We start from the raw sequence: 21,963 nt of genomic DNA, 5'->3' as shown, positions 1-21,963 counted from the left end.
TCTGCGGAGGTGTGATCAGCGGGTGGTGGCGCGGGCCGCGGCGTCGATGAGCTCGGCGACGGCGTCCGGGCGGGAGACGGTGACGGCGTGGGAGGCGTCGATCTCGACGGTCGTCGACCCCGCCCTCTTGGCCATGAAGCGCATGGATTCGGCGGGGATGGCCAGGTCCTGGGTGGTGACCATGGTCCAGGACGGGATGGTCTTCCAGGCCGCCCTGGTCGCCTTGTCCGCCAGCGCGGTCGCCTCGATGGGCCGCTGCGTGGCCGCCATCAGCTCGGCCGTCTCCGGGGCGACGTCGGCGGCGAACACCGCGTGGAACATGTCCTGCCGGATGTACAGGTCGGTCCCCGTGCCGCCCTTGGCCGCCGGGTACGGCACCGGGTTGAGGGCGGGACCGAGCTCGCCGCCGGGGAACCTGCCCGCCAGGTCGCCGGTGCTCTCGCCGACCTCGAGGTTGAAGCTGGCGATGTAGACGAGCGCGACGACGCCGTCGGCACCGTCGGCGGCCTCGCTCATCACCGACCCGCCGTACGAGTGGCCGGCGATCACGATCGGACCGGTCAGGCTGTCGAGCACGCTGCGCAGGTACCCGGCGTCCTCCCGCAGCCCGCGCAGCGGGTTGGCGACGGCGACGACCGGGTAACCGCGGCGTTTGAGGTTGCCCACCACGCCGTTCCAGCTCGCGGACTCGGCGAAGGCGCCGTGGACCAGGACGACGGTGGGGGTTCCCACCGCGGCGGGCTCGCGGGACGTGATGCTCATCGGGATCTTCCTCTCGGTACGGGAACGGCGGCCGCCGTCCCGAAATGAAATATGCAATATATTGCTAGCACTGTCAACATCGCGGTCCGGTTGAAGTTTCCGGCTCGGTGTGTGCAATATATTGCATGCCCATCCCGCAAAACACGCCCGCCATCGACCGGCACCTCCTGCGCGACAACGTCTACCAACGCCTGCGCGACGCCATCGTCGACGGCAGCCTCGCGCCCGGCGAGCAGTTACGCGACGTCGAGCTGGCGGCCTGGCTCGGGGTCAGCCGCACCCCGGTCCGTGAGGCGCTGCTGCGTCTCGCGGAGGCCGGGCTGGTCGTGGCCCAGCCGGGACGCTCCACGACGGTGAGCTCGCTGAACCTGCGCGACGTCCGCGAGGCCCGCGACGTGGTGGCGGCGATGCACGAACTCGCCGTCCGTGAGGCGGTGGGCGCCCTCACCGAGGCCGACCTCGACACGATGCGCCAGGCCAACGACCGGTTCCGCGCGGCCATCGAGAAGGGCGACGTCGAGGCGGCCCTGCGCGCCGACGACGAGCTGCACGGCATCCCCGTGCGAGTGGCCTCCAACCGGGCCCTCACCTCGGTCCTCGACCAGTTCACGCCGGTACTGCGCCGCGCCGAGCGGCTGCGCTTCTCGTCGCTGGGCGGACGCGCGTCCCTCGCCCGGCACGACAACCTGATCCGGCTCTGTGCCGCCGGAGACGCGGACCAGGCGGCGGCGGTCGCCTTCGACACCTGGCGCACGCTGCCGGCCACCGAGGAGTGAGCATGACCCTGTCCGATTTCCCCCGCCACCCGCTGACCTTCGGGCCGAGCCCCGTCCACCCGCTGCCGCGACTCACCCGGCACCTCGACGGAGCCTCGATCTGGGCGAAGCGCGAGGACTGCAACTCAGGGCTCGCGTACGGCGGCAACAAGACCCGCAAGCTCGAGTACATCGTCCCGGACGCGCTCGCGCAGGGCGCGGACACGCTGGTGTCGATCGGCGGGTACCAGTCCAACCACACCCGCCAGGTCGCCGCCGTCGCCGCGTCGCTGGGGTTGAAGGCGGTGCTGGTGCAGGAGAACTGGGTCGACTGGCCGGACTGCGTCAACGACCGGGTCGGCAACATCATGCTGAGCCGGATCATGGGCGCCGAGGTCAGGCTCGACCCGGCCGGCTTCGGCATCGGCTTCAAGGACTCGTGGAACCGGGCGATCGAGGACGTGAGGGAGCGCGGCGGCACGCCGTACCCGATCCCGGCGGGCGCCTCCGACCACCGGCTCGGCGGGCTCGGGTTCGCGAACTGGGCGTACGAGGTGGCGCGGCAGGAACGCGAGCTGGGCGTCTTCTTCGACACCGTCGTGGTCTGCGCGGTCACCGGCTCGACCCAGGCCGGCATGATCGCCGGCTTCGCCGCGCTCGAGGAGGCCGGCGGCCGGCCGCGCCGGGTGATCGGGATCGACGCGAGCGCGAAGCTCGAGGAGACCCGCGACCAGGTCGCCCGGATAGCGAGGGCCACGGCCGAGCTCATCGGCGTCGGCCGGCCCCTGCGGGACGACGAGATCACGATCCTGGACGGGTGGGCCGGCGACCTGTACGGGATCCCCGTGCGATCGACCCTGGACGCGATCCGGCTCACCGGCGAGCTCGAGGGAATGATCATCGACCCGGTCTACGAGGGCAAGTCGATGGCCGGTCTGATCGACCTCGTCACCGGCGGGGAGATCCCCCGCGACGCCACCGTCCTGTACGCGCACCTGGGCGGCCAGCCGGCGCTGAACGCCTACAGCGGCCTGTTCACCGGCACCCGGCGGCTGACCTGACGCCGGTCACGGCCCACGGCCGGGCAGCTCGGGAACCGCCCGCGCCGTGGCCGGCGAAGACCGCCGGCCGCCGGGGGCGACTCAGCTGAGACCCCCGTTGGCCTGGAGGTTCTGGCCGGTGACCCAGCGCCCGTCGGGACCTACCAGGAAGGCCACGACGTCCGCGATGTCCGAGGGCTCGCCGAGGCGGGCGAGCGGGGTCATGGCGGCCACCTGGGCCAGCACCGCCTCAGGGTTGGCGCCGCGCAGCAGGTCGGTGTCCGTGGCGCCCGGGGAGACCGTGTTGACGGTGATGCCCCGCTCGCCGAGCTCGCGGGCCGCGACCGCGGTCAGCTGTTCGAGGGCGCCCTTGCTCGCCGCGTAGGGGGCGATGCCGGCCGCGGGGCGGACGGTGTTGAGAGTGGAGATGTTGACGATACGGCCGCCGTCGCGCATGTGCCTGGCGGCGTAGCGGATGGTCAGGAAGGCGGCCTTGGCGTTGACCGCCATGGCGCGGTCGTACAGCTTCTCGGTGGTCTCCGCGAGGGAGATCGGGGTGAAGCTCAGCGCGGCGTTGTTGACCAGGATGTCGAGGCCGCCGAGAAACTCCTCGGCGCTCTCCATCAGCCACTCCGCGGCGCCCCGCTTGCCGAGGTCGACCCGGACGGCGCGGGCGCTCCCGCCCGCCTCCTTGACCACCTGCTCCACCTCGCCCGCGGACGCGGCGGCGTTCGCGTAGGTGAAGAGGACGTCCGCCCCGTCGCGGGCGAGACGCTCCACGATCGCCCGGCCGATGCCCCGCGACCCCCCGGTGACCACCGCCGTCCTGCCCTCCAGCACCGCCATGCCGACCTCCGTGCCTCTCCCGTGAGCTCTCCAGCCGTCCTTCGGACCCCGTGTCCACGTCGCGGGGCCCCGCGCCCACCGCGCCCGCCGCACCCACCGCGCTTCCGATCCCCCTCGGCCTCCCGCGCGGTTTCGGGTCCCACCGCCGAACCTATGATCGACCGGCACGGTTGTCGACGCCTTTCCGCCCTTCCGCGACGCCGTGCGCCCCCCTCCGAACCGGATCGGAACAGGACGGGCCCATTGGTACGTTCCACATCGTGATGCCGCGGATCTGGCGGAGTCCCGGTCCCGCGACCTAACCTGCCCACCATGAACACCGATGGGCGCTCGGCGCACATTCTCGACGTCCTGATCACCGAGTTCGGTGATTCCATCAAGCGTGACCCCGCGGCCTTCCGGCGCAAGTTCCGGAAGATGGCCGCCTCGCCCTTCGCCTTCTACCGGGGCAGCGCCTGCCTGTTCTACGCGGACATGACCGGCGCGTTCGCCGACGACGCCTTCCTGGACGAGCAGACGCGGCGCGTCTGGATCCACGGTGACCTGCACGCCGAGAACTTCGGCACCTACATGAACGCCTCGGGCGTCCTGGTGTTCAACGTCAACGACTTCGACGAGGCCTACGTCGGCCCGTACATCTGGGACCTGCGGCGGTTCGCGGCCAGCGTCGCGCTCATCGGGTACGCCAAGGCGCTGTCGGACGACGTCATCGGCGAGCTGGTGGCCGAGTTCGCCCACTCCTATCTCTCCGAGCTGCACGGCATCTCGGACGGCGGGGACGACGCGATCGGCTCGCTGACCCTGGACACCACGAGCGGCGTGCTCCACCGGGTGCTGCAGCTCGCCCGGCTGAACACCCGGGTGGCGCTGCTGGACCTGGAGACGACCGTCGAGAACTTCGACCGCAGGTTCGCCGTCATGGACGGCCGCCATCCGGTGGACCAGGAGACCCGCGAGGCGGTGGAGGCGGCCTTCCGCGACTACCTGACGACCCTTCCCACGGCCTCCGCGATCGAGCACAAGATCAAGGACTTCGCGCTGCGCACCGGCATCGGGATCGGCTCGGCCGGGCTGCCCTCGTACAACATGCTCCTCGAGGGCCACACCCAGGCCCTGGAGAACGACGTCATCCTCTACATGAAGCAGGCCCAGGTGCCGGCCGTGGCGCGGCACATCACCGACGAGAAGGTGCACGGCTACTTCAGGCACCAGGGCCACCGCACCGCGGAGTCGCAGCGGGCCCTGCAGGCGTACGCCGACCCGTGGCTCGGCCACACCACGCTGAACGGCGTCGGCCAGCTGGTCGCCGAGGTCTCCCCCTACTCCGCCGATCTGAACTGGGGCGACGTCAACGAGCCGGACGAGCTGGCCTCGGTCGTCCGCGACCTGGGCCGGGCCGTGGCCAGGATGCACTCGGTGGCCGACGACGAGTCCAGCCACGACCTGGTCGACTTCTCCACCGAGGACGCGATCGTGGCCGTGATCGGCGGCGACACCGAGGGCTTCACCCGCACCCTCGTCGACTTCGCCCACGCCTACGGGGCACGGGCCAGGGCCGACCACGGGCTCTTCGTCGACCTGTTCAGGAACGGCCGCCTGCCCGGCCTCTGACCCCGGCCGCCCCGGCCTCCGCGAACCACCTCTCCCGCGCGGGCACGCCGCCCGCCCGCGTTTCGGTGCCGCTCACCGCCGCTCCGCCTCGACCTCGCCCCGGGCGGAGGCGGAGCGGGCCTCGGCGTGGTGGCAGGCGACCTGGGCGGCGGCCGAGGACGGCAGGACGGGCAGCGGCCGTGACACGCACAGCCCGTCGACCCCCGTCTCTGCCGCCGCGCCCGAGGCCAGGACCTGGCAGCGCGGGTGGAAGCGGCAGCCCCGCGGGATCCGGGTCGGGTCCGGCGGCTCGCCGCCCAGCACCACGGGCGACGGCGACTCCGGCAGGACCGACAGCAACGCCTGGGTGTACGGATGCGACGGCGCGGTGAGGATCCGCTCCACCGGTCCCGACTCGACGATCCTGCCGAGATACATCACCGCGACGCGGTCGGCGATGTTCCAGGCCAGCCCGAGGTCGTGGGTGACGACCAGCGCCGACAGGCCCAGCTCGTCGCGGAGGCGGAGCAGCAGCGCGAGGATCTCGCCGCGCACCGAAGCGTCCAGCGAGGCCACCGGCTCGTCGGCGACCAGCACCCGGGGGTCGAGCGCGAGGGCCCCGGCGATGACGACGCGCTGGCGCTGGCCGCCGGACAGCTCGTGCGGGTAGCGGTTGAAGAACCGCTCGGGGGGCCGCAGCCCGGCGCGCGACAGCGCCGACGCGACCCGTTCCTCCTCCGCGGGCAGGCGGTGGATGCGCGGCCCCTCGGCCACCGCCTCGTAGACGGTGTGCCGGGGGTTGAGCGATCCCGTGGGGTCCTGAAGCACGAGCTGCACCTCGCGCCGGTGGGCCCGCAGCGCGCGCGAGGAGTAGGCCAGCGGGGCCCCGCCGTACAGGACCGACCCCGCGGCGGGCCGCTCCAGGCCGAGCAGGGTGCGGGCCAGCGTCGTCTTGCCGCAACCGGACTCGCCGACCAGCGCGACGATCTCTCCCTGGCCCACGGCGAGATTCACCCCGTCCACCGCGCGGGCGCGGCGCCCGCGCGAGACGAACTCCACCCGCAGGTCCCGCGCTTCGAGCAGGGTCATCGGGTCTCCTCGGGGACGCGGACGTGGACGCACGCGGCGGTGTGCGACGCCTCGGCGCGACCCGCCCCGGTACGGTCACCGGCACGGCCCACGGGCCAGAGCTCGACCGGCTCCGACGCGCACGAGACGAGCGACACCGGGCAGCGGGGATGGAAGGAGCACCCCGTGGGCAGGTGGGCCGGGTCGGGCGGGTCGCCGCCCAGCCCGCTGGGCGCCATCCTGGAGGCGGGGTCGCCGACGGTGGGGAAGGCCCCGGCCAGCGCCCTGCCGTAGGGGTGCCCGGCGTTCCGGAAGACCTCGCGCGAGGGACCGGACTCGACCACGCGGCCCGCGTACATGACCGCCAGCCGGTCGCACGTCGCGGCCAGGACCGACAGGTCGTGAGAGATCATGATCAGGCCGATCCCGTGCTCGGCGACGAGCGAGCGGATCAGCGAGAGCACCTGCGCCTGGATCATCACGTCCAGCGCGGTGGTCGGCTCGTCGGCGACGATCAGGCGCGGGGAACAGGCGAGCGCCATCGCGATCATCACGCGCTGGCGCTGCCCGCCGGACAGCTCGTGCGGGTAGCCGCGCGCCCGCCAGGCGGGCAGGCCGACCTGCTCCAGCAGCTCCGCCGTCCTGCGCCGCGCCGCCGCGCCGGTCGCCATGCCGTGCACCCGCAGCGGCTCGGCGATCTGGTCGCCGATCCTGCGCACCGGGTTCAGGGCGTGCTGGGCGCCCTGGAAGACCAGGGAGGCCGACGCCCAGCGGATCGCGCGCAGCCGCCCCCAGCTCATCGTGAGGACGTCCTCGCCGTCCAGCAGGATCTCCCCGGACACCAGCGCGTCCCTGGGCAGCAGCCGCAGCAGCGACATGGCCAGCGTCGACTTGCCCGACCCCGACTCCCCCGCCACGCCGAGGGCCTCGCCCTCCGCCAGGGCGAGCGAGACGCCCCGCACGGCGGGGACGTCCCCGGCCGCGCTCCGGTAGGTCACCGCCACGTCGCGCAGTTCGAGCAGGGTCACGAGACCTCCCGAGGCCACGGGCCGGACGCGGCCGGGGTCCCCGGAGGCCGCGGGCCGAGTACGGTCACGAGTCCTCCCCCGGGTGTGGATCGAGCACGGTCACGAGGCCCCCCGAAGGCGTGGGTTGAGTACGGTCTCCAGGGCGCGCCCGCAGAGGGTGAACGCCAGGACGACCAGGATGATGCACAGGCCGGGCGGCAGCACGTACCACCAGGCGCCCGAGGTGGCCGCGCCCCAGTCGTAGGAGCCGCGCAGCATGCCGCCCCACGACACCTGGCCCGAGTCGGCGCCCAGGAAGGCGAGGGTGGACTCGGTGACGATGGCGCTGGCCACCGTGAGGGTGGTGTTGGCCAGGACCAGCGGGGCGACGTTCGGCAGCACGTGCCGGGTCATGACGTGCCAGTGCCCCGCGCCCAGCGCCCTGGACCTCTCGATGTAGGGCCTGGCCTCGACCGCCAGTGTCTGGGCCCTGATCAGCCTCGCCGTGGAGGCCCAGGAGGTCACCCCGATCGCCAGGATGATCGTGGACGTGCCGCCGCCGAGGACGGCCGCGAGGACCAGGGCCAGGACCAGGGCGGGCAGCACCAGGAACCAGTCGGTGACGCGCATCAGCACGGCCGAGGCCCAGCCGCGGAAGTGCCCGGCCGCGATGCCGAAGACCGTACCGATCACCATGCTGAGCAGTGCCGACATGAACCCGATGAGCAGCGAGACCCGCGCGCCCCACAGGAGCATGAGCAGGACCGAGCGGCCGGACTCGTCGGTGCCGAGCGGGAAGTCCACGCTCGGCGGTGCCATCTTGGCGCCCGTCGCCCTGGTCACGTCCATCCCGGACGGGTCGGTGACCAGCGGCGTGACGAGGGCCGCCAGGACGGCGACCAGCAGGATCGCCGCGCCGTACAGCCCGGCCCTGTTCCCGGCGTACGCGCGGCAGAACCGCACGAGCGCGGCGCGGCGGCGCGTCCTGGCGATCGCGCGCGGCGTCCCGGTGCCGCCGCCGGCCGCGCCCGGGGTTCCGGCGGCGCCACCGGTCGCCTCCCCTTCCCCCGGACCTTCCCGCCTCGTGTCCTCCTCCTTCGTGCTCACGCCGACCTCACCCTCGGATCCAGGACGTGGTAGACCACGTCGGCCAGCGTGTTCATGACGATCACCGCGGCGCAGACGAGCATGAAGGTCCCCTGCATGACCGCGTAGTCGGGTCCCTTGATCGCCTCGACGAACAGCAGGCCGAGGCCGGGCCAGGAGTAGACGAACTCCACCGAGACCGCGCCGCCGACCACGAAGCCGATCTGCATGAAGACCAGGGTCACCGTCGGCAGCAGCGCGTTCGGCACCGCGTGGCGGCGCCGGACGTCGTCGTCGCGCAGGCCTTTGGCGCGGGCGGTGGTCACGTAGTCCTGGCCGATCTCGTCGAGCAGCGAGGAGCGCATGACCAGCAGGTACTGCGCGTAGACGACGGCGACCAGGGTGAGGCACGGCAGCACCAGGTGGTGGGCGACGTGCAGGAGGTAGAGCGGCCCGTCCGGCGCGTCGACGTCCTGCATGCCCCGGGTGGGGAACATGCCGGGTATCGGCCCCATCCCCGCCGCGAGGACCATGAGGAGCAGCAGTCCCAGCCAGAAGGTCGGCACCGACCACAGGGTCAGCGCGGTCCCCGTGGAGAAGCGGTCGAACCGGCCGCCGTGGCGCCAGGCGGCCCTGGTGCCCTGCCACATGCCCAGGCCGACCGCGACGGCCAGCCCGGTGCCCACCAGCAGCAGCGTGGGGCCCACCCGGTCGCCGATGAGCTCGGCGACCGGCCTGCGGTACTCGTACGAGGTGCCGAGGTCCAGCCGCAGGGTTCGCAGCACGAAGTCCAGGAACTGCTCGCCCAGCGGCCGATCGAGGCCCATCTGCCGCCTGAGCAGGGCGAGCTGCTCCGGGGTGACCGGCACGTCGCGGGTGTAGGCGATGGTGGGGTCGCCGGGGATCAGGCGGAACAGGAAGAACGTCGCGACGATCACCAGCCCGATGCCGAGCAGCGCCCCGCCGAGTTTGACCAGCGCGTAGCGCGCCAGGCTCCGGCGGGCACCGTCTCGACCGTCGTCCGGCGGCGCCTTCGTCAGCTCGCCCGGCGGTGTGCTCATCGGCCGCTACTCGCGGTCGTCGGCGGTGGCGCGGCGCCGCCTGGTGAAGAGGAAGATCCCGGCCCCGGCGAGCACGGCCGCACCCGCCGCGACGGCCAGGATGACGCCCCCCGCGGAGTCGTCGCCGGCCGGGGCCGCGCGCTCCACCGCCCGCAGGGAGTAGACCGGCCAGTAGCCGCTCCCGCCGTACAGGATGCCCTTGTCCTCCGGGATCGGGGTGATGGAGGCGATCCGGTCCTTGCGGTAGACCTCCAGGTTGTTGGGATAGTAGAGCGCGATGACGGGGGCCTCGGTGTAGAGCCGCTCCTGCATCTGCTTGATCAGGCCGACCCGCGCGGCTCGGTCGAGTTCGGCCAGCTGCGACTGGTAGAGCCTCTCGAACTCCTCGTCGCAGAAGAACGACTCGGTCCCGCCGCCCTCGCCGCTCGCGGTGGGCCGGCGGCTGCACAGGTGGGTGGCCAGGATCTCCTCGGGGTCCGGGTTGACCGACCAGCCGCTGATCGCGATGTCGTAGAGCGCGGTGCCGCCCGTCTCCTCGGTGAACTTGTTGGCGTCGAGCTTGCGGGTGGTGATCTGGATGCCGATGTCCTTGAGCCAGCCGGTGACGAACTGGGCGAGCTTGTCCTCGACGGGGTCCTCGGTGTGGATGCTGAAGCGCATCTCCAGCTTGCGGCCTCCGCCGGGCATGGTCCGGATCCCGTCGGCGCCCTTGGCGTACCCGGCCTCGTCGAGGAGGCGGTTGGCCTCGGCCGGATCGAAGGTGACGGCCTTGTCGCCCTCGGCCCTCCAGAAGAACTCCCGGTACATCGGCGGGATGATCGAGCCGTCGGCGGGGACGGCGAGCCCGTTCTGCACCTGCGCGACGAGGGTCTTCTTGTCGATCGCGTGATGGATCGCCCTGCGCACCCTGGCGTCCTTCAGCGCGGGGTGCCCGTCGCCGATCGGCTCGCCGCCCGCCGTCTCGGCGCCCGGGTTGAGCTGCAGGTAGCCGGCGCGGCGGCCCTGGGTGTTCCACTGCACGAGGTTGGGGTCACCCGCCAGGGCCTGGAACTGCGGGGGTGCCAGCCGCCCGATCCAGTCGATGTCGCCCTTCCTCAGCCCGGCGATGGCCGCCTCGGGGTTCTCGTAGAAGATGACGTGCAGCTCGTCGATCTTGGGGGCGCCGCGCCAGTACGACGGGTTGGCCTTGAGTTTCACGTAGTTGTTCTTGCTGTGCTCGACGGGGATGTAGGGCCCGCTGCCGACGGCGGGGTAGGTCTCGTTCTCGAAGGTGCCGATGTCGGGCACGCCCTCCCACACGTGCTTGGGCACGATCGGGATCGGCAGCTCCAGCATCGAGGCCTGCGGCTTCCTGGTCTTGATGACGAGGGTCCGGTCGTCGGGCGCCGTCACGGTCTCGAAGTTCTCGACGGCGGGGCCGTTCGCCGTCTTGGCCGCGTCGTCCGTCATGATCTTGTTGAAGGTCCACGCGGCGTCCCCCGCGGTGACCGGCCTGCCGTCCGACCAGGTCGCCCCGGACCGGATCGTGAAGGTCCAGGTCAGCTTGTCCGGTGACGTCTTCCACGATTCGGCGAGGTCGGGGCTGGGCTTCAGGGTCTTCGAGTCGGACACCGTGAGATAGCCGTACGTCCAGCGGTGGATCGACGTCGAGATCAGCCGGACCGCCAGGAACGGGTTCATCGAGTCCATGCTCTGCGTCGCGCCCAGCCGGACGATCTTCTTCGCGGGCTGGGGCGCCCGCGCGGCCGGGACGTGCCGGACGGGAGACGCCGGAAGCGCGAGGACCCCGGGAGGCGCGGGGGGCGCGGAACGTCCCTGAGGTGACGCGTGCGCCACGGGAAGTGTCGTCGCCGACAGCGCCATCGACAGTCCCAGGCCCAGCACCATCAGGCGCGCACCCGTTCTGAGCATGCCGTACCCCACTTCCGGATCGGTGACTCCCTGACAACGAAGGCACACCATATGAACGGCGCGTGTCAACGAGGGGTGGAAGATTGTTTCACTCTCGTTTTATTTGGCGACATTATTTTTCAAGTCTTCCGGTACAAATCGCCACAAAAGGGATTATCGATCAGGAACAGGATGTCCAACGCGCGGAACCGACCGGTTGGTATGGACGGGTTCGCCGGGGGTGCGGCATGCTACAGAACATGACTCTGTTCTCGGTGGAAGGCAAGACCGTCGTCGTCACGGGCGGGTCCCGGGGAATCGGCCGGATGATCGCGGCCGGGTTCGTCGACGCGGGGGCCACGGTTTACATCTCCTCGCGGAAGGCGGCCGAGGTCGGCAAGACGGCCGCCGAGCTGGGGTGCACCGCGATACCCGCGGACCTGTCCACCGAGGACGGGGTGTCCGCGCTGTTCGAGGCCGTCGCGGAGCGCGAGTCCCGGCTCGACGTGCTGGTGAACAACGCCGGGGCGACCTGGGGCGCGCCGCTGGAGGAGTATCCCGAGCAGGCCTTCGACAAGCTCTGGGGGATCAACGTCAAGGGCGTGTTCTACCTGACCCAGCGGTTCCTGCCGCTGCTGCGCGCCGCCGCGAGCCCGGAGGACCCGGCCAGGGTGATCAACATCGGCTCGGTGGACGGCCTCCGGGTGCCGACGATGGAGAACTACGCCTACTCGGCGGCCAAGGCGGCCGTGCACATGCTCACCCGGCACCTGTCCCAGCGGCTCGCCAGGGAGTCGATCACGGTCAACGCGATCGCCCCGGGGCCGTTCGAGTCGAAGATGATGGCCTTCGCGCTCGACGACCCGGAGATGCGCGCGGCGGTCGCCTCCCACGTCCCGATGGGCAGGATCGGCAGCCCCGAGGACATGGCGGGCACCGCGATCTTCCTGTCCTCGCGCGCCGGCGCCTACCTCACCGGGGCCGTGATCCCGGTCGACGGCGGCATCTCCGGCCACGCGTAGCTTCCCGGCGACGAGGAGGCCCGCCGGCGGGAGAGGGCCCCGACGGTCCGGGAGACGTTCCAACAGAAGAGGATTTTTCACCCATAATCCCCCTATAAGCACCTCTAACTATAAAAGCCCCAAAAGGGCCACCCGTAACACAAGTGTAAAATTTCCCCCCTTGCCGTCATTTCTTTCAGATGACAGCTTTACCTCATGCTGAAGCGTTTCAAGGTGATGGCACCGGCCGTACTGGCCGTCGCCATCGCCCTCCCCGCCGGAGCCGCCCAGGCGGAACCCACCCCGGCCGCACCCCCCGTGACCACCTGTGACGCCACCCGGACTCCCCCCGCGTACAACGGCAAGGTGCCGACGCCGAAGAGCGTTCTCGGCTTCGAGCTCGGCGAGCGAGAGGTCACCTCGGCCGAGTCGGACACCCTGCTCACCGCGATCGACAGGGCCAGCGACCGGGTCGTCTCCGGCGCCCTGGCCACGAGCGCCGAGGGACGCCCGCTGAAGTACGCGATCGTCGGCACCTCGCACAACATCAGGAACCTGCGCGCGATCGAGACCTCGATCAAGCTGCTGCGCAACCCCCTCACCCCCGCCTCCGCCGCGAAGGTCCTCGCCAGGAACACGCCCGCGATCCTGTGGATCGCCGGAAACGTGCACGGCGGCGAGGAGAGCGGCACCGACGCGGCGCTGAGGACCCTGCACGACCTGGCCGGGCGGGACGACTGCGCGGCCAGGCGGATCCTGGACAACGCCGTCGTGGTGATCCTGCCGACGCAGAACCCCGACGGCCGCGAGGCCGACACCCGGCGCAACGCCTACTCGTTCGACATGAACCGCGACTGGTTCGCGCGGACCCAGCCGGAGACCGACGGCAAGATCGAGCTGATGCGCAGGTATCCGCCGCAGCTCTTCATCGACGCCCACGAGATGGGCGGCACCGAATACTTCTTCCCGCCGAACGCCGACCCGTTCTACCACGACATCGCCGAGCCGACGATCGACTGGATCAACAACACCTACGGCGCCGCGATGATCGACGAGTTCACCGGGCGCGGCATCCCGTTCTTCAACCGCGACGTCTACGACATGTTCTACATGGGCTACGGCGACACGGTCCCGACGACCGGGTTCAACGCGGCGGGCATGACGTTCGAGAAGGGGAACGCCTCCCCGATCGCCGCCCGGACCTTCGAGCAGTGGCTGACCCAGTGGGTCTCGCTCTCCGCGGCGGCGGCCAAGAAGACCGAGATCCTCACCGCCTGGCACCGCATGTACGCCGACGCGCTCAAGCAGGGCCTCGACGGCGAGCTGGAGCCGAACCAGGTCTACAACCCGGGCAACGAGGTCATCACCCAGGTTCCCGACCGCAAGGTCCGCCACTACTTCCTGCGCGCCGACGACCCGGCCAAGAAGGCGGAGACCGAGCTGATCGTGCGGCGGCTCCAGCGCATGGACGTCCAGGTGTTCAAGCTGGCCCTGCCGCTCACGGTCAAGGACTTCAAGGCGTACGGCAGGCCCGAGGCGAGGACCACCCTGCCCAGGGGCACCTACTGGATCCCGATGGCCCAGGGCCAGAAGCACTGGGTCCAGGCCATGCTGAACGAGGACACCTACACGCCGTTCCCGTACTTCTACGACGTGACCGCGTGGAGCCTGCCGCTGCTCGGCAACGTCTCCGGCGGGTCCTCCGGCCAGGTGCTGCTGCCCCTCGCGACGCCGGTCCAGCCGGTGGGCGCCCCGTCCGCCAAGGTGACCACCTCCCGCAGGATCGGGGTCCTGCAGCTGTCCGGCGGCACGGCGCAGAACGCCGCCGAGTCCTCCGGCTGGCTCCGGCACCGCCTCGACCGCGACTGGAAGCTGCCCTACACGGTGCTCACCCCGGCCGACGTCGCCGCGGGCAGGCTGACAGGGCTGGACGTGGTGCTCGTGCCGGACGGCTCGGCCAACGCGGCGAACACCGCCCTCGGCGACGCCGGGCGCGCGGCGCTGCGCGACTGGGTCGGCGGCGGCGGACGGTACGTCGGCTGGGCGGGCGGCACCCAGCTGGCCGTCCTGGCCGGGATCTCCGGCGTGACGCTGTCCGAGCCGACCTCGGACATCCCCGGCTCGCTCTTCAGGACCACCGTGGCCGCCGGTCCGCTGAGCGAGGACGTCGGGTCGAGCGTCATGCAGTTCTACGCGTACGACCTGGTCATGCGTGCCGCCGACCCCGCACACGTGGTGTCCTCCTACCCGGCCGCGAACTCGCCCGACTGGTTCCAGTCCGGTTTCGCGCTGGGCGCCGAGGAGCTCGGCGGGACGGCGGCCGCGGTCGACGAGCCGGTGGGTGACGGGCACGCGGTGCTGTTCGCCGCCGAGCCGAACTTCCGCGCCTTCACCGACGGCACGGCGAAGATCGTATCCAACGCGATCACCGCCGACCTGCCGTCCGCCTCCGCGCGGGCGCGGGCGCTCGCCCCCGCGCCCGAGGCCTCGCGGGCCGCCGCGGCCATCCCCGACCTCGGGTCGCCGATCCGCGTCACGGTCCCCGCGGCCGACCGCGACAAGGTCGCCGCGGCGCTGAAGGGCTTCGGCGCCACCTGGACCGAGCAGCCCGCCACCGGCGGGGCCGTCCGGTTCACGGTCGCCAACCCCGAGGAGCTCGATCTGCACGAACACCCCTGGGCCCGGAAGCTCCCCGGCGCCCTGCGCACCGCCGGGGTCTCCCCGCTCGCGGTGGTGATGCCGCAGTAGCACTTTTCGGCAACGATGCGGCGCGCGTCCCCTTCCCCAGGACGCGCGCCGTCGCGTTTCGCGGGAATTTCGCAGGGGACGCTCAGAGCGCCCCGGCCAGGGCACGGGCCAGGTTGGCGGCGGCGCCGGGCGCGTACCGCAGGAACAGGTACGGCTCGGTGAGCTCGACCTCGATGAGAGCCGGAGCCCCGCCGGCCAGGCGGACCAGGTCCACCCGGGCGTAGAGCACCTCGGGAAACTCGCCCAGCACCCGCTCGGCGAGGGCGAGCTGGTCGGGCTCGGGGACACGGAGCTCCCCGTGGTCGTTGCCCTGTTCCGGCTCGCCCGCGCCCTCCACCAGCATCGCGTTGCGCCGGACGGCGTGACTGAACCGGCCGCCGAAGTACAGCAGCGAGGTCCCCCCCCCTCTCGGTCTCGACCATGTCCAGGTACGGCTGGATCATCGCGGTCCGCCCCCCGGCGGCCAGCCGGGCCGCGTGGGCCTCGGCCTCCTTCCGGTCCCCGGTCCTGATCGTGTCGCGGGCCCCCGCCGAGATCGAGGGCTTGACCACGTACTCGTCCAGGACGGGAAAGTCCACGGCCTCCCCCGGCCCGGCCCAGTAGGTCGGGATGGACGGCACGCCCAGCTCCCGCAGGTAGGTCTTGTCGGTGTTGCGTTCCAGCACGGCCGCCGGATTGAGCAGCCGCGTGACCGACTCCGTCCGGTGGGCCCACGCGAGGAACTCCGCCCGCCGCTCCACGTAGTCCCAGGGCGTACGGACCACGGCGGCGTCGAACGCGGCCCAGTCGACCTCGGGATCGTCCCAGCGCGCGATCCGCCCGGTGATCCCCTCCTCGGCCCACGCCGCGACGGCGACCTCCTTCTCGTCGTCGACCCCGTCCGGGTCGGCGAAGGTCACGTACGCCACGGAAACACCCACGGAAGCCCCTTACGTCAGCACCAAATCAATAGAAGGCACCTTACCTAGAGGCGCGCAGCGGCGAGGCGGTGATCTCAGCGCGCTGGGTGGGGTCGGTGGTGCAGGCGTCCCGGAACCAGGCCATCGCCTTTGCCGTCAGGTACGGCCCGTCGGCGAACTCGCGGTAGCTGTCGGTGTCCTGGCCTGCGCCAGCTCCCAGGCGGCGGGCTCGATGATGTGCTTGTTCATGATGTGCCTTCTTTCGCCATGGATCAGCTACGTGCTTCGCGCGGCACGTAGGCGAAGGTGGGACCGGCGCCGCCGGGCAGCGCCATCAGGGCCTGCGCGTGGGCCCTGAGCGTGAACATGGTGCGGGTGGCGTCCGCGAGCCGCCTCGGGTCGCCGTTGAATGCCTGCTCCAGCAGGTTCAGCAGGGTGCTGTAGGTGGTGTCGAACAGATCCTGCGCAGCCCGTACGGCAGTGCCCGGCTCGGCGGGCCGCGGGTTGGGCGTCATCGGGAGCACACCGGCCCGGTCGAGCACGAGCTCCTCCCCCGTGGGCCCGGATTTCGGGGTGTCGCCCCGCTGGTAGCGGCGGCCGAGCTTGAGCTCCTGGAAGCGGTAGTAGTGGGCGACCTCGTCCCGCTCGGGGTGGAAGACGTCCTGGTCACCGTCCCAGACCTCGCCGCGGGCGTTGCCTTCCCCCTGCTCGACGATCTCCCTGAGCGCGCCGAGCGCGGACTCCAGGTCCTCGACGGCGAACAGCGATCCGGCCGTGTGACGGAAGCGGGCGCCGCTCACCTGCCGGGCCGGGTCGCCGCAGAAGACCTCCTTCTCGCCGAGCGTGTCGCACAGGTGGCGCAGCCCCTGCTCGATCGCCGCGTAGAACTGCCCGATCGTCTCGTAACCGTCGTCCTCCGGCGGCGCGCTCGGCGCCGCCGGCTGCTCCAGGCGCAGGAACATCTCCAGCGCCTCCGACCCGAACGGCACCAGCGACACCTCCAGATCGCTGTGCGGCAGCTTGCGCGGGTGCGGCGACAGCATCTGCGGCATGTCCAGGCGCGGCGTGCCGCCGACGGCGTTGAGCAGGTTCGCCGCCAGCGCCAGATGCAGCATCTCCTCCACGAAGACGCCGCTCACCGCCTCCACCGCCGCCGGGTTACGCTCCGGATCCAGCGAGTACAGCGCCGTCAGGTACGGCGGCAGCGTCGCGTGCTCCAACTCGATCGCCCACTGCAGGTGCTCGCGGAGGCTGCTGAGCGTGTCGATCCGAACCGGTTGTTCGTGGTTCATTCGTGTCATACCTCGGGTTGTTGGCATGGCGGATCGGACCGCCGGCCGGTGGGCCGGCGGCCTGGTTCGATCCTGGGATCAGGCAGCGATGACGGCAGCCGGTGCGTCACGCTGCTGGTACTTCGCGGGTTCAGGACGGGCGCGGCGCGCGGCGGTCCTTGCGCTGGGCCAGCTCGGTCTCTTCCACCAGCGTGAACATGGGCTTGCCCGGCTCGCACAGCATGGTGACCGTGAACCGTAGGGGGACGTCGTCGCGGTTGTTGCCGTCCTGGTAGTGGATGACGTCGCCACCCGGCTCCCAGAACGCCTCACCGGCCCGGATCACCCGCTCGGGCTCCCCTTCCAGCTCCATCAGCATCTCGCCCTCGAGCACGACGCCGAAGGCGGGACCGGGATGGCGGTGCGGAGGCGCGCCCGGGTCTCCGGGCGGGTACTCGATCACCACCGTCATCGCTTGCGCGCCCTCGGGGATGAACGGCGGCTGCGCCTCCTGCAGCACGGTCAGCGCCGTCTGCCACGCGGTCGATCGCGGCTTGTCCATCGCCCGGCCCTACTTCGCGGTGGACTGGTCGAGCCAGTCTTTGTAGGTGATGGTGCCGAGCTGCGCGCCGTCACCGGGCACCAGCGACCGCTCGTCGAGCACGCTGCCGAAGTAGCGCGCCTGCGGGTCGGCGACGACCTCGCGGGTGTCGCCCCAGGCGGCCAGCGCCTTGCGGAAGAACTCGTCCATCTTGTACTGGGTCGGTCCGGCGATCTCGATCCGGGCGTTCAGCGGCGTCCCCACCGCGGTCCTGCCGACCGCCTGGGCCACGTCGTCGCCCGCGATCGGCTGGAACAGCACCGGCGCGATGTGCACCTTGCCGTCGACTGTGGCCTCGTCGGCGATGCCTCGGGCGAACTCGAAGAACTGGGTGGAGTGCACCAGCGAGAACGGGATGCCCGACTTCTCGATCAGCTTCTCCTGGGTGATCTTCGCCGCGAAGTAGCCGTTCTCCGGCATCCGCTCGGTGCCCACGATCGACACCGCGACGTGGTGGCCCACGCCCGCCGCCGCCTCCGCCGCCAGCAGGTTGCCCGTGGAGGTCTGGAAGAACTTCATGACGGCCTCGCGCTCGAACGAGGGCGAGTTCGACACGTCGATCACCACCTGGGCGCCCTTCAGCACCTCGGCCAGGCCCTCGCCGGTCAGCGTGTTGACGCCGGTGTTCGGCGAGGCGGCCACGGCCTCGTGGCCGTGCTCGCCGAGCTTCTTCACCAGCTTCGACCCGATGAGCCCCGTGCCGCCTATGACCACGATCTTCATTACCAGCCCCTTCGTCTTCCGGGACGCTCGTGTGCGCCCCGGTCGTCAGCTAAGACAAGGCAGCCTCCTCAGTTGTGACAGGCGGCCTCGTGTTCGAGGGCGACCTGCTTGTTGGTGGCGCCACCCCCGAGGAGCACCGCCACATCCGCGCCGCCCGCGAACGGCGGGCCGGGTGAGACATGGTCAGGAGGCGAGGCTGATGCCGGCAGGGATGTTCTGCCGGGTCATCTTCGCGTACGGGCACAGCGCGGTCGCCTGCTCCAGCGGCGGGGCGGCCGCCGCCGGTTCTACGCCCGGCCGGTTCACGACGAGGTCGGCGCGCAGCTGGTACCCGCCGTCGGCGGGATCCCTGCCGAAGGCCACGGTGGCCTCCACCGAAATCGTGGCCGGGTCGAGCAGGTGCCGCCTGGCCGGCAGGCGGCGTATCCGGCGGCGAAGAGCTGCTCGGGGTTCGGCCCCAGGTTGTCGCCGCCGAGCTCGTCGGGCATCCGCAGCTCCAGGGAGAGGGTGCCGTCGGCGGACCTGGCCTGGCCGCTGGCCCGCCCGTGGGAGGAGCTGCCGCCGGTCACAGCGACGCGCGTGGAGCAGAGCGGCTTGAACTCCGCCCCGATGTAGTCGTGATCCGTGGAAAGGATCTGGTCGTTCACCGGCATGCCCTTCAGTGCCAACGCTGGAGTTTGTCGGGGTTGAGGACGATCCACACCGCCGTGACCTCGGCTCCGGCCACGCTCACGCTGACCACCGCCACGGCCTTGCCCGCCCGCCGCAGCACGAGCCCTGCCCTGCCGTTCACCGATCCGATCGCCAGATCGGATCCGGGCTGGTCGACCAGCAGCGCCGTGACAACCTGTGCGACCGCGTCCACGCCGTAGGACGGCCGTACCGCGACGCGCACCTTGCCGCCGCCGTCGCTGACGACGATCGCGTCGGCGGCCAGGACCTCCCGCAGCGCCTCGGTGTCGCCCGCCTGGCAGGCTGCGGCGAACCTGCGAGCCACCCGGTCGTGCCTGGCGAGCATCGCCTGGCCATACCCGACCTGGTACGAGGCCGGACCCGGCACGGGTTGGGCCGGGGTCACCGGGCCGCCGGGCATGTGGTCAGGGTCGGTTTCGGGGGCGGCGAGGAGCTCCAGGCAGATGCTTCCCGCTGTCCGCGTCAGCCAGGCGCGCGGCGCCGCGATGGCGGCGCGTTCCTCCTGGTCGAGGGCGTACCAGCGGCGATAGGTCTCCTGGACGATGTGGTCGGCCGTGGTGTCCGAGCCGAACATCCACAGGGCGATCTCGAGCAGGTGCTGCCGTTCGTCGAGCATCTCCGCCAGCGACTCGGCGCCTGCCTCGGTCATGGTCTGCCGCCTCCTTCGGGGTTGGCAAGTAAGACCGGACAGCCCGTTACGTTGTGACAAAGCGGCTCTTAACGGTTAAGGGTGTAGTCGTGGTCCGAACCCGCCGGTCTCGAGCAGGCTTCTGGCGATGTAGTTGGTGAGGTTGCGGAACCCGAGTGCTGAGCCGCGAAGGTGTTCGAGGCGTCCGCTGATCGCCTCCGTGGGCCCGTTGCCGGTGCCGGGCCAGTCGAAGTAGGCGAGCACGTCGTCGGCACGCTTCTTCAGTGTCCGACCGAGCGTGACGACCTCGGCAAGAGCGGCCGGGACACCATGGCTGACTGAGTCGATCAGTGCGGTCATCAGGTCCCGGCCACAGCGGCGGTCTTCGTGGCGGTAGGCGGCGATCATCCGCTGGTGGATGCCCCAGGTCGCCTCGACCTCGACATGCTCCTCGACGGCGAACAGAGCACGCAGCCGGTGGATCTGCTTGTCGGTGAGCAGCCCGGCCCTGGTATGCAGCGTCCGTGGGCCGGTGCCGTCGCGGATCGGCGTGAGGTCGATGATGACCGTGACGTACTTGTCTCCGTGACGGGTGTGCCTCCAGACGTGCCATCTACACCGACGACCAACACGTTGTCGAACCGTGCCGGGTCGCGGTGACACCAACGGTCGGGTTCGACGAACCGGCACGCGAGGACTGTGCGCTCGGGCTCGAGGCGCTGGCCGGTGACGACGAGCCCAAGCTCGTCGAGGCGGCAGAAGGTTGTCAGATCGGGGTGGGCGAACGCATCCAAGCGCTCGCCGACGGTGGCGTCGGGCACGTGGAGGTCTCTCAGGATGAGCGTGGAGGAGCCTTTCCCTCTGGAGACCTCGACATCTATCCCGGGACCGCCGCGCCAGCTACACCTTCATCTGGCGAAGAGCCGCTCTAGCCGCGACTACACCCCAGTCTCTGGGAGTAGGTCATCTGTCGAGGGGTCCGCGATCACGGCCGATGGCGGAAGCTGATGCGCATCAGCCGGCTGTCGGCCCAGTCTTCGAGCCGAGTCGGCCGGATGGTGCCGGGGTCGTGGGGCTGATTGAGATCCGCGACGATCTCCGCCAGCACGGCCTGACGTTCAGCTGGGGCGGTGACCGGCGTGGCCCGTGCAGGCAGATCTGCACGGATCCCGTTCTTGAGGTGGAAGGTGAAGGTGGGATTGGCGAGAAGGTTCGCATGCCAGTCGGTAGCGGCCCCGCCGGCGCCGCTACACAGGTAGGTGGTGCCCACAGCTCGGTAGAAGAAGATCTCGATGCGGCGTGGTCGGCCGGTGCGGCGCCCCAGCGTCGTGATGTCGATGATCCGTTCGCTGGTGCCTGCGGCGGGTGTGATCTCGATGGCTCGCCGGATGTGATCGGGCAGGTGCGACAAAGACGCGTCCCGTACGGAGTCGTTCCATCCGGTCGTGTCTGGACTGCTCATGCGGTCTCGGTCTGAAGGGCGGGCCCGAGGAGGAGTCCACCGTCGATGACGTACTCCGACCCCGTGATGAACGACGCGTCTGATGACGTGAGGAACAGGAGAAGCCGGGTGACGTCGGTCGGCTCTCCAAGTCGGGGGATGGCAAACGGCTCGGGTGAGTAGAAGTCGGCGATTGCCGCGGTGGCGCCAGCTGCTGGTTCTTGGATGAAGGAGGTCGCGATCACGCCGGGGTGGATGGTGTTCACGCGGATGTGGTCCCGGCCGAGCTCGAGCGCTGCCGTTTGGGTGAGACCGCGCACGGCCCACTTGCTGGCGACGTACGGCGCGTAGTGCGCCGTGCCGCCCAGGCCCATTGTCGAGGCGATGTTGACGATGGCTCCCCCTGTTGCGCGGCGCAGAGCGGGGGCGGCGACCTTGATGCCGAGGAAGGTCCCTGTGAGGTTGATGCCGAGGATGCGCGACCACGTGGCCTGGTCCGTCTTCTCGATCGGCGCTGGCGGGTTCTGGACGCCCGCGTTGTTGACGAGCACGTTCAGGGCGCCGAAGGCGCTCTCGGCGGCTAGCACAGCGGCGGACCACGAGCTCTCGTCGGTGACGTCGAGGCGGGTGAAGCGAGCGCGGGTCCCGAGCTCGGCGGCGAGAGCGGCGCCGCGTTCGGCGTCGATGTCGCCGATCACCACGTTCGCTCCCTCCGCATGAAAGGCACGTACGTGGCTCGAGCCTTGGCCACCGGTCCCACCGGTCACGAGCACGGTCTGGTTGTCGAAGCGGCGCATCAGATGTTCCTTCGGTACGTGGATGACTGACCGGGATCATCAGTGATGAACGGCGG

The 21,963-nt window shown here is 70.9% G+C and carries 22 protein-coding genes and 1 pseudogene; 6 read left to right on the top strand and 17 right to left on the bottom strand.

The window, feature by feature from the left end; genetic code table 11:
- Positions 1-15 precede the first annotated feature (15 nt).
- The gene (locus ACTOQ3_RS09540) at positions 16-762 is read right to left on the bottom strand and encodes an alpha/beta hydrolase (RefSeq protein WP_440082992.1); all 747 of its coding nucleotides are present in this window, start codon (positions 760-762) and stop codon (positions 16-18) included.
- A 125-nt stretch (positions 763-887) separates the two neighbouring features.
- Between ACTOQ3_RS09540 and ACTOQ3_RS09535 the strand changes: the two genes are divergently transcribed.
- Together ACTOQ3_RS09535 and ACTOQ3_RS09530 are read left to right on the top strand one after the other, a co-directional pair.
- The gene (locus ACTOQ3_RS09535) at positions 888-1,538 is read left to right on the top strand and encodes a GntR family transcriptional regulator (protein ID WP_440071100.1); all 651 of its coding nucleotides are present in this window, start codon (positions 888-890) and stop codon (positions 1,536-1,538) included.
- A gap of 2 nt (positions 1,539-1,540) precedes the next feature.
- Positions 1,541-2,578 (top strand): 1-aminocyclopropane-1-carboxylate deaminase, encoded by a 1,038-nt coding sequence (locus ACTOQ3_RS09530; protein WP_440082991.1) that lies wholly within the window; start codon positions 1,541-1,543, stop codon positions 2,576-2,578.
- Between the two features lie 81 nt (positions 2,579-2,659).
- On the opposite strand, the gene ACTOQ3_RS09525 is transcribed toward ACTOQ3_RS09530, so the two are convergent.
- Positions 2,660-3,403 (bottom strand): SDR family oxidoreductase, encoded by a 744-nt coding sequence (locus ACTOQ3_RS09525; protein WP_440082990.1) that lies wholly within the window; start codon positions 3,401-3,403, stop codon positions 2,660-2,662.
- Positions 3,404-3,715: 312 nt separating this feature from the next.
- Here ACTOQ3_RS09525 and ACTOQ3_RS09520 point away from each other — a divergent pair, with 312 nt between their 5' ends.
- Positions 3,716-5,014, top strand: coding sequence for a DUF2252 domain-containing protein (locus ACTOQ3_RS09520; RefSeq protein WP_440082989.1), 1,299 nt, complete (start codon positions 3,716-3,718; stop codon positions 5,012-5,014).
- Between the two features lie 72 nt (positions 5,015-5,086).
- Here the strand turns inward: ACTOQ3_RS09520 and ACTOQ3_RS09515 are convergent, their stop codons facing one another.
- From ACTOQ3_RS09515 to ACTOQ3_RS09495, 5 genes are all read right to left on the bottom strand, one after another.
- Positions 5,087-6,082 (bottom strand): ABC transporter ATP-binding protein, encoded by a 996-nt coding sequence (locus tag ACTOQ3_RS09515; protein WP_440082988.1) that lies wholly within the window; start codon positions 6,080-6,082, stop codon positions 5,087-5,089.
- Positions 6,079-7,089: an ABC transporter ATP-binding protein gene (locus tag ACTOQ3_RS09510; protein WP_440082987.1), complete on the bottom strand. Its 1,011-nt coding sequence runs from the start codon at positions 7,087-7,089 to the stop codon at positions 6,079-6,081. The genes ACTOQ3_RS09515 and ACTOQ3_RS09510 overlap by 4 nt, the downstream gene beginning before the upstream one ends.
- A gap of 99 nt (positions 7,090-7,188) precedes the next feature.
- Positions 7,189-8,061, bottom strand: coding sequence for an ABC transporter permease (locus ACTOQ3_RS09505; RefSeq protein WP_440083176.1), 873 nt, complete (start codon positions 8,059-8,061; stop codon positions 7,189-7,191).
- 110 nt (positions 8,062-8,171) lie between these two features.
- Entirely contained in the window at positions 8,172-9,215 is a 1,044-nt protein-coding gene (locus ACTOQ3_RS09500) for an ABC transporter permease (protein ID WP_440082986.1), read from the bottom strand.
- Between the two features lie 6 nt (positions 9,216-9,221).
- Positions 9,222-11,126: an ABC transporter substrate-binding protein gene (locus tag ACTOQ3_RS09495; RefSeq protein ID WP_440082985.1), complete on the bottom strand. Its 1,905-nt coding sequence runs from the start codon at positions 11,124-11,126 to the stop codon at positions 9,222-9,224.
- Between the two features lie 239 nt (positions 11,127-11,365).
- Here ACTOQ3_RS09495 and ACTOQ3_RS09490 point away from each other — a divergent pair, with 239 nt between their 5' ends.
- Positions 11,366-12,127: an SDR family oxidoreductase gene (locus tag ACTOQ3_RS09490; protein ID WP_362677700.1), complete on the top strand. Its 762-nt coding sequence runs from the start codon at positions 11,366-11,368 to the stop codon at positions 12,125-12,127.
- A 195-nt stretch (positions 12,128-12,322) separates the two neighbouring features.
- Positions 12,323-14,854 (top strand): M14 family zinc carboxypeptidase, encoded by a 2,532-nt coding sequence (locus ACTOQ3_RS09485; protein WP_440082984.1) that lies wholly within the window; start codon positions 12,323-12,325, stop codon positions 14,852-14,854.
- An 82-nt stretch (positions 14,855-14,936) separates the two neighbouring features.
- On the opposite strand, the gene ACTOQ3_RS09480 is transcribed toward ACTOQ3_RS09485, so the two are convergent.
- The gene (locus ACTOQ3_RS09480; RefSeq protein WP_440082983.1) at positions 14,937-15,197 is read right to left on the bottom strand and encodes a hypothetical protein; all 261 of its coding nucleotides are present in this window, start codon (positions 15,195-15,197) and stop codon (positions 14,937-14,939) included.
- A gap of 77 nt (positions 15,198-15,274) precedes the next feature.
- On the opposite strand from ACTOQ3_RS09480, the gene ACTOQ3_RS09475 reads away from it, so the two are divergent.
- Positions 15,275-15,457, top strand: coding sequence for a hypothetical protein (locus tag ACTOQ3_RS09475; RefSeq protein ID WP_440082982.1), 183 nt, complete (start codon positions 15,275-15,277; stop codon positions 15,455-15,457).
- Positions 15,458-16,025: 568 nt separating this feature from the next.
- On the opposite strand, the gene ACTOQ3_RS09470 is transcribed toward ACTOQ3_RS09475, so the two are convergent.
- The 9 genes and pseudogenes from ACTOQ3_RS09470 to ACTOQ3_RS09430 form a co-directional block, all read right to left on the bottom strand.
- Positions 16,026-17,045 carry a ferritin-like domain-containing protein gene (locus tag ACTOQ3_RS09470; RefSeq protein ID WP_440082981.1) on the bottom strand — a complete coding sequence of 340 codons (1,020 nt, stop codon included), beginning with the start codon at positions 17,043-17,045 and terminating at the stop codon, positions 16,026-16,028.
- Positions 17,046-17,175: 130 nt separating this feature from the next.
- A complete protein-coding gene (locus ACTOQ3_RS09465; protein WP_440082980.1) occupies positions 17,176-17,586 on the bottom strand; it encodes a cupin domain-containing protein in 411 nt (136 codons plus the stop codon).
- 9 nt (positions 17,587-17,595) lie between these two features.
- On the bottom strand, positions 17,596-18,348 hold the full coding sequence (locus ACTOQ3_RS09460) for an SDR family oxidoreductase (protein ID WP_440082979.1): 753 nt from the start codon (positions 18,346-18,348) through the stop codon (positions 17,596-17,598).
- A gap of 183 nt (positions 18,349-18,531) precedes the next feature.
- Positions 18,532-18,711, bottom strand: coding sequence for a hypothetical protein (locus ACTOQ3_RS09455; RefSeq protein WP_440082978.1), 180 nt, complete (start codon positions 18,709-18,711; stop codon positions 18,532-18,534).
- The gene (locus ACTOQ3_RS09450) at positions 18,651-19,016 is read right to left on the bottom strand and encodes a hypothetical protein (protein ID WP_440082977.1); all 366 of its coding nucleotides are present in this window, start codon (positions 19,014-19,016) and stop codon (positions 18,651-18,653) included. The genes ACTOQ3_RS09455 and ACTOQ3_RS09450 overlap by 61 nt, the downstream gene beginning before the upstream one ends.
- Positions 19,007-19,690, bottom strand: coding sequence for a hypothetical protein (locus tag ACTOQ3_RS09445; RefSeq protein WP_440082976.1), 684 nt, complete (start codon positions 19,688-19,690; stop codon positions 19,007-19,009). The genes ACTOQ3_RS09450 and ACTOQ3_RS09445 overlap by 10 nt, the downstream gene beginning before the upstream one ends.
- A 75-nt stretch (positions 19,691-19,765) precedes the next feature.
- Positions 19,766-20,490: pseudogene (locus ACTOQ3_RS09440) on the bottom strand (transposase).
- A 164-nt stretch (positions 20,491-20,654) separates the two neighbouring features.
- A complete protein-coding gene (locus ACTOQ3_RS09435) occupies positions 20,655-21,131 on the bottom strand; it encodes a nitroreductase/quinone reductase family protein (RefSeq protein WP_440082975.1) in 477 nt (158 codons plus the stop codon).
- On the bottom strand, positions 21,128-21,907 hold the full coding sequence (locus ACTOQ3_RS09430) for a glucose 1-dehydrogenase (protein ID WP_440082974.1): 780 nt from the start codon (positions 21,905-21,907) through the stop codon (positions 21,128-21,130). The genes ACTOQ3_RS09435 and ACTOQ3_RS09430 overlap by 4 nt, the downstream gene beginning before the upstream one ends.
- Positions 21,908-21,963: the final 56 nt, after the last annotated feature.

The organism is Streptosporangium sp. LJ11, assembly GCF_051918945.1.
In the GTDB taxonomy this organism is placed as follows: Bacteria; Actinomycetota; Actinomycetes; order Streptosporangiales; family Streptosporangiaceae; genus Streptosporangium.
The sequence above is the reverse complement of the archived record's forward strand: the minus strand, read 5'-3'. Positions and strand labels throughout refer to the sequence as shown.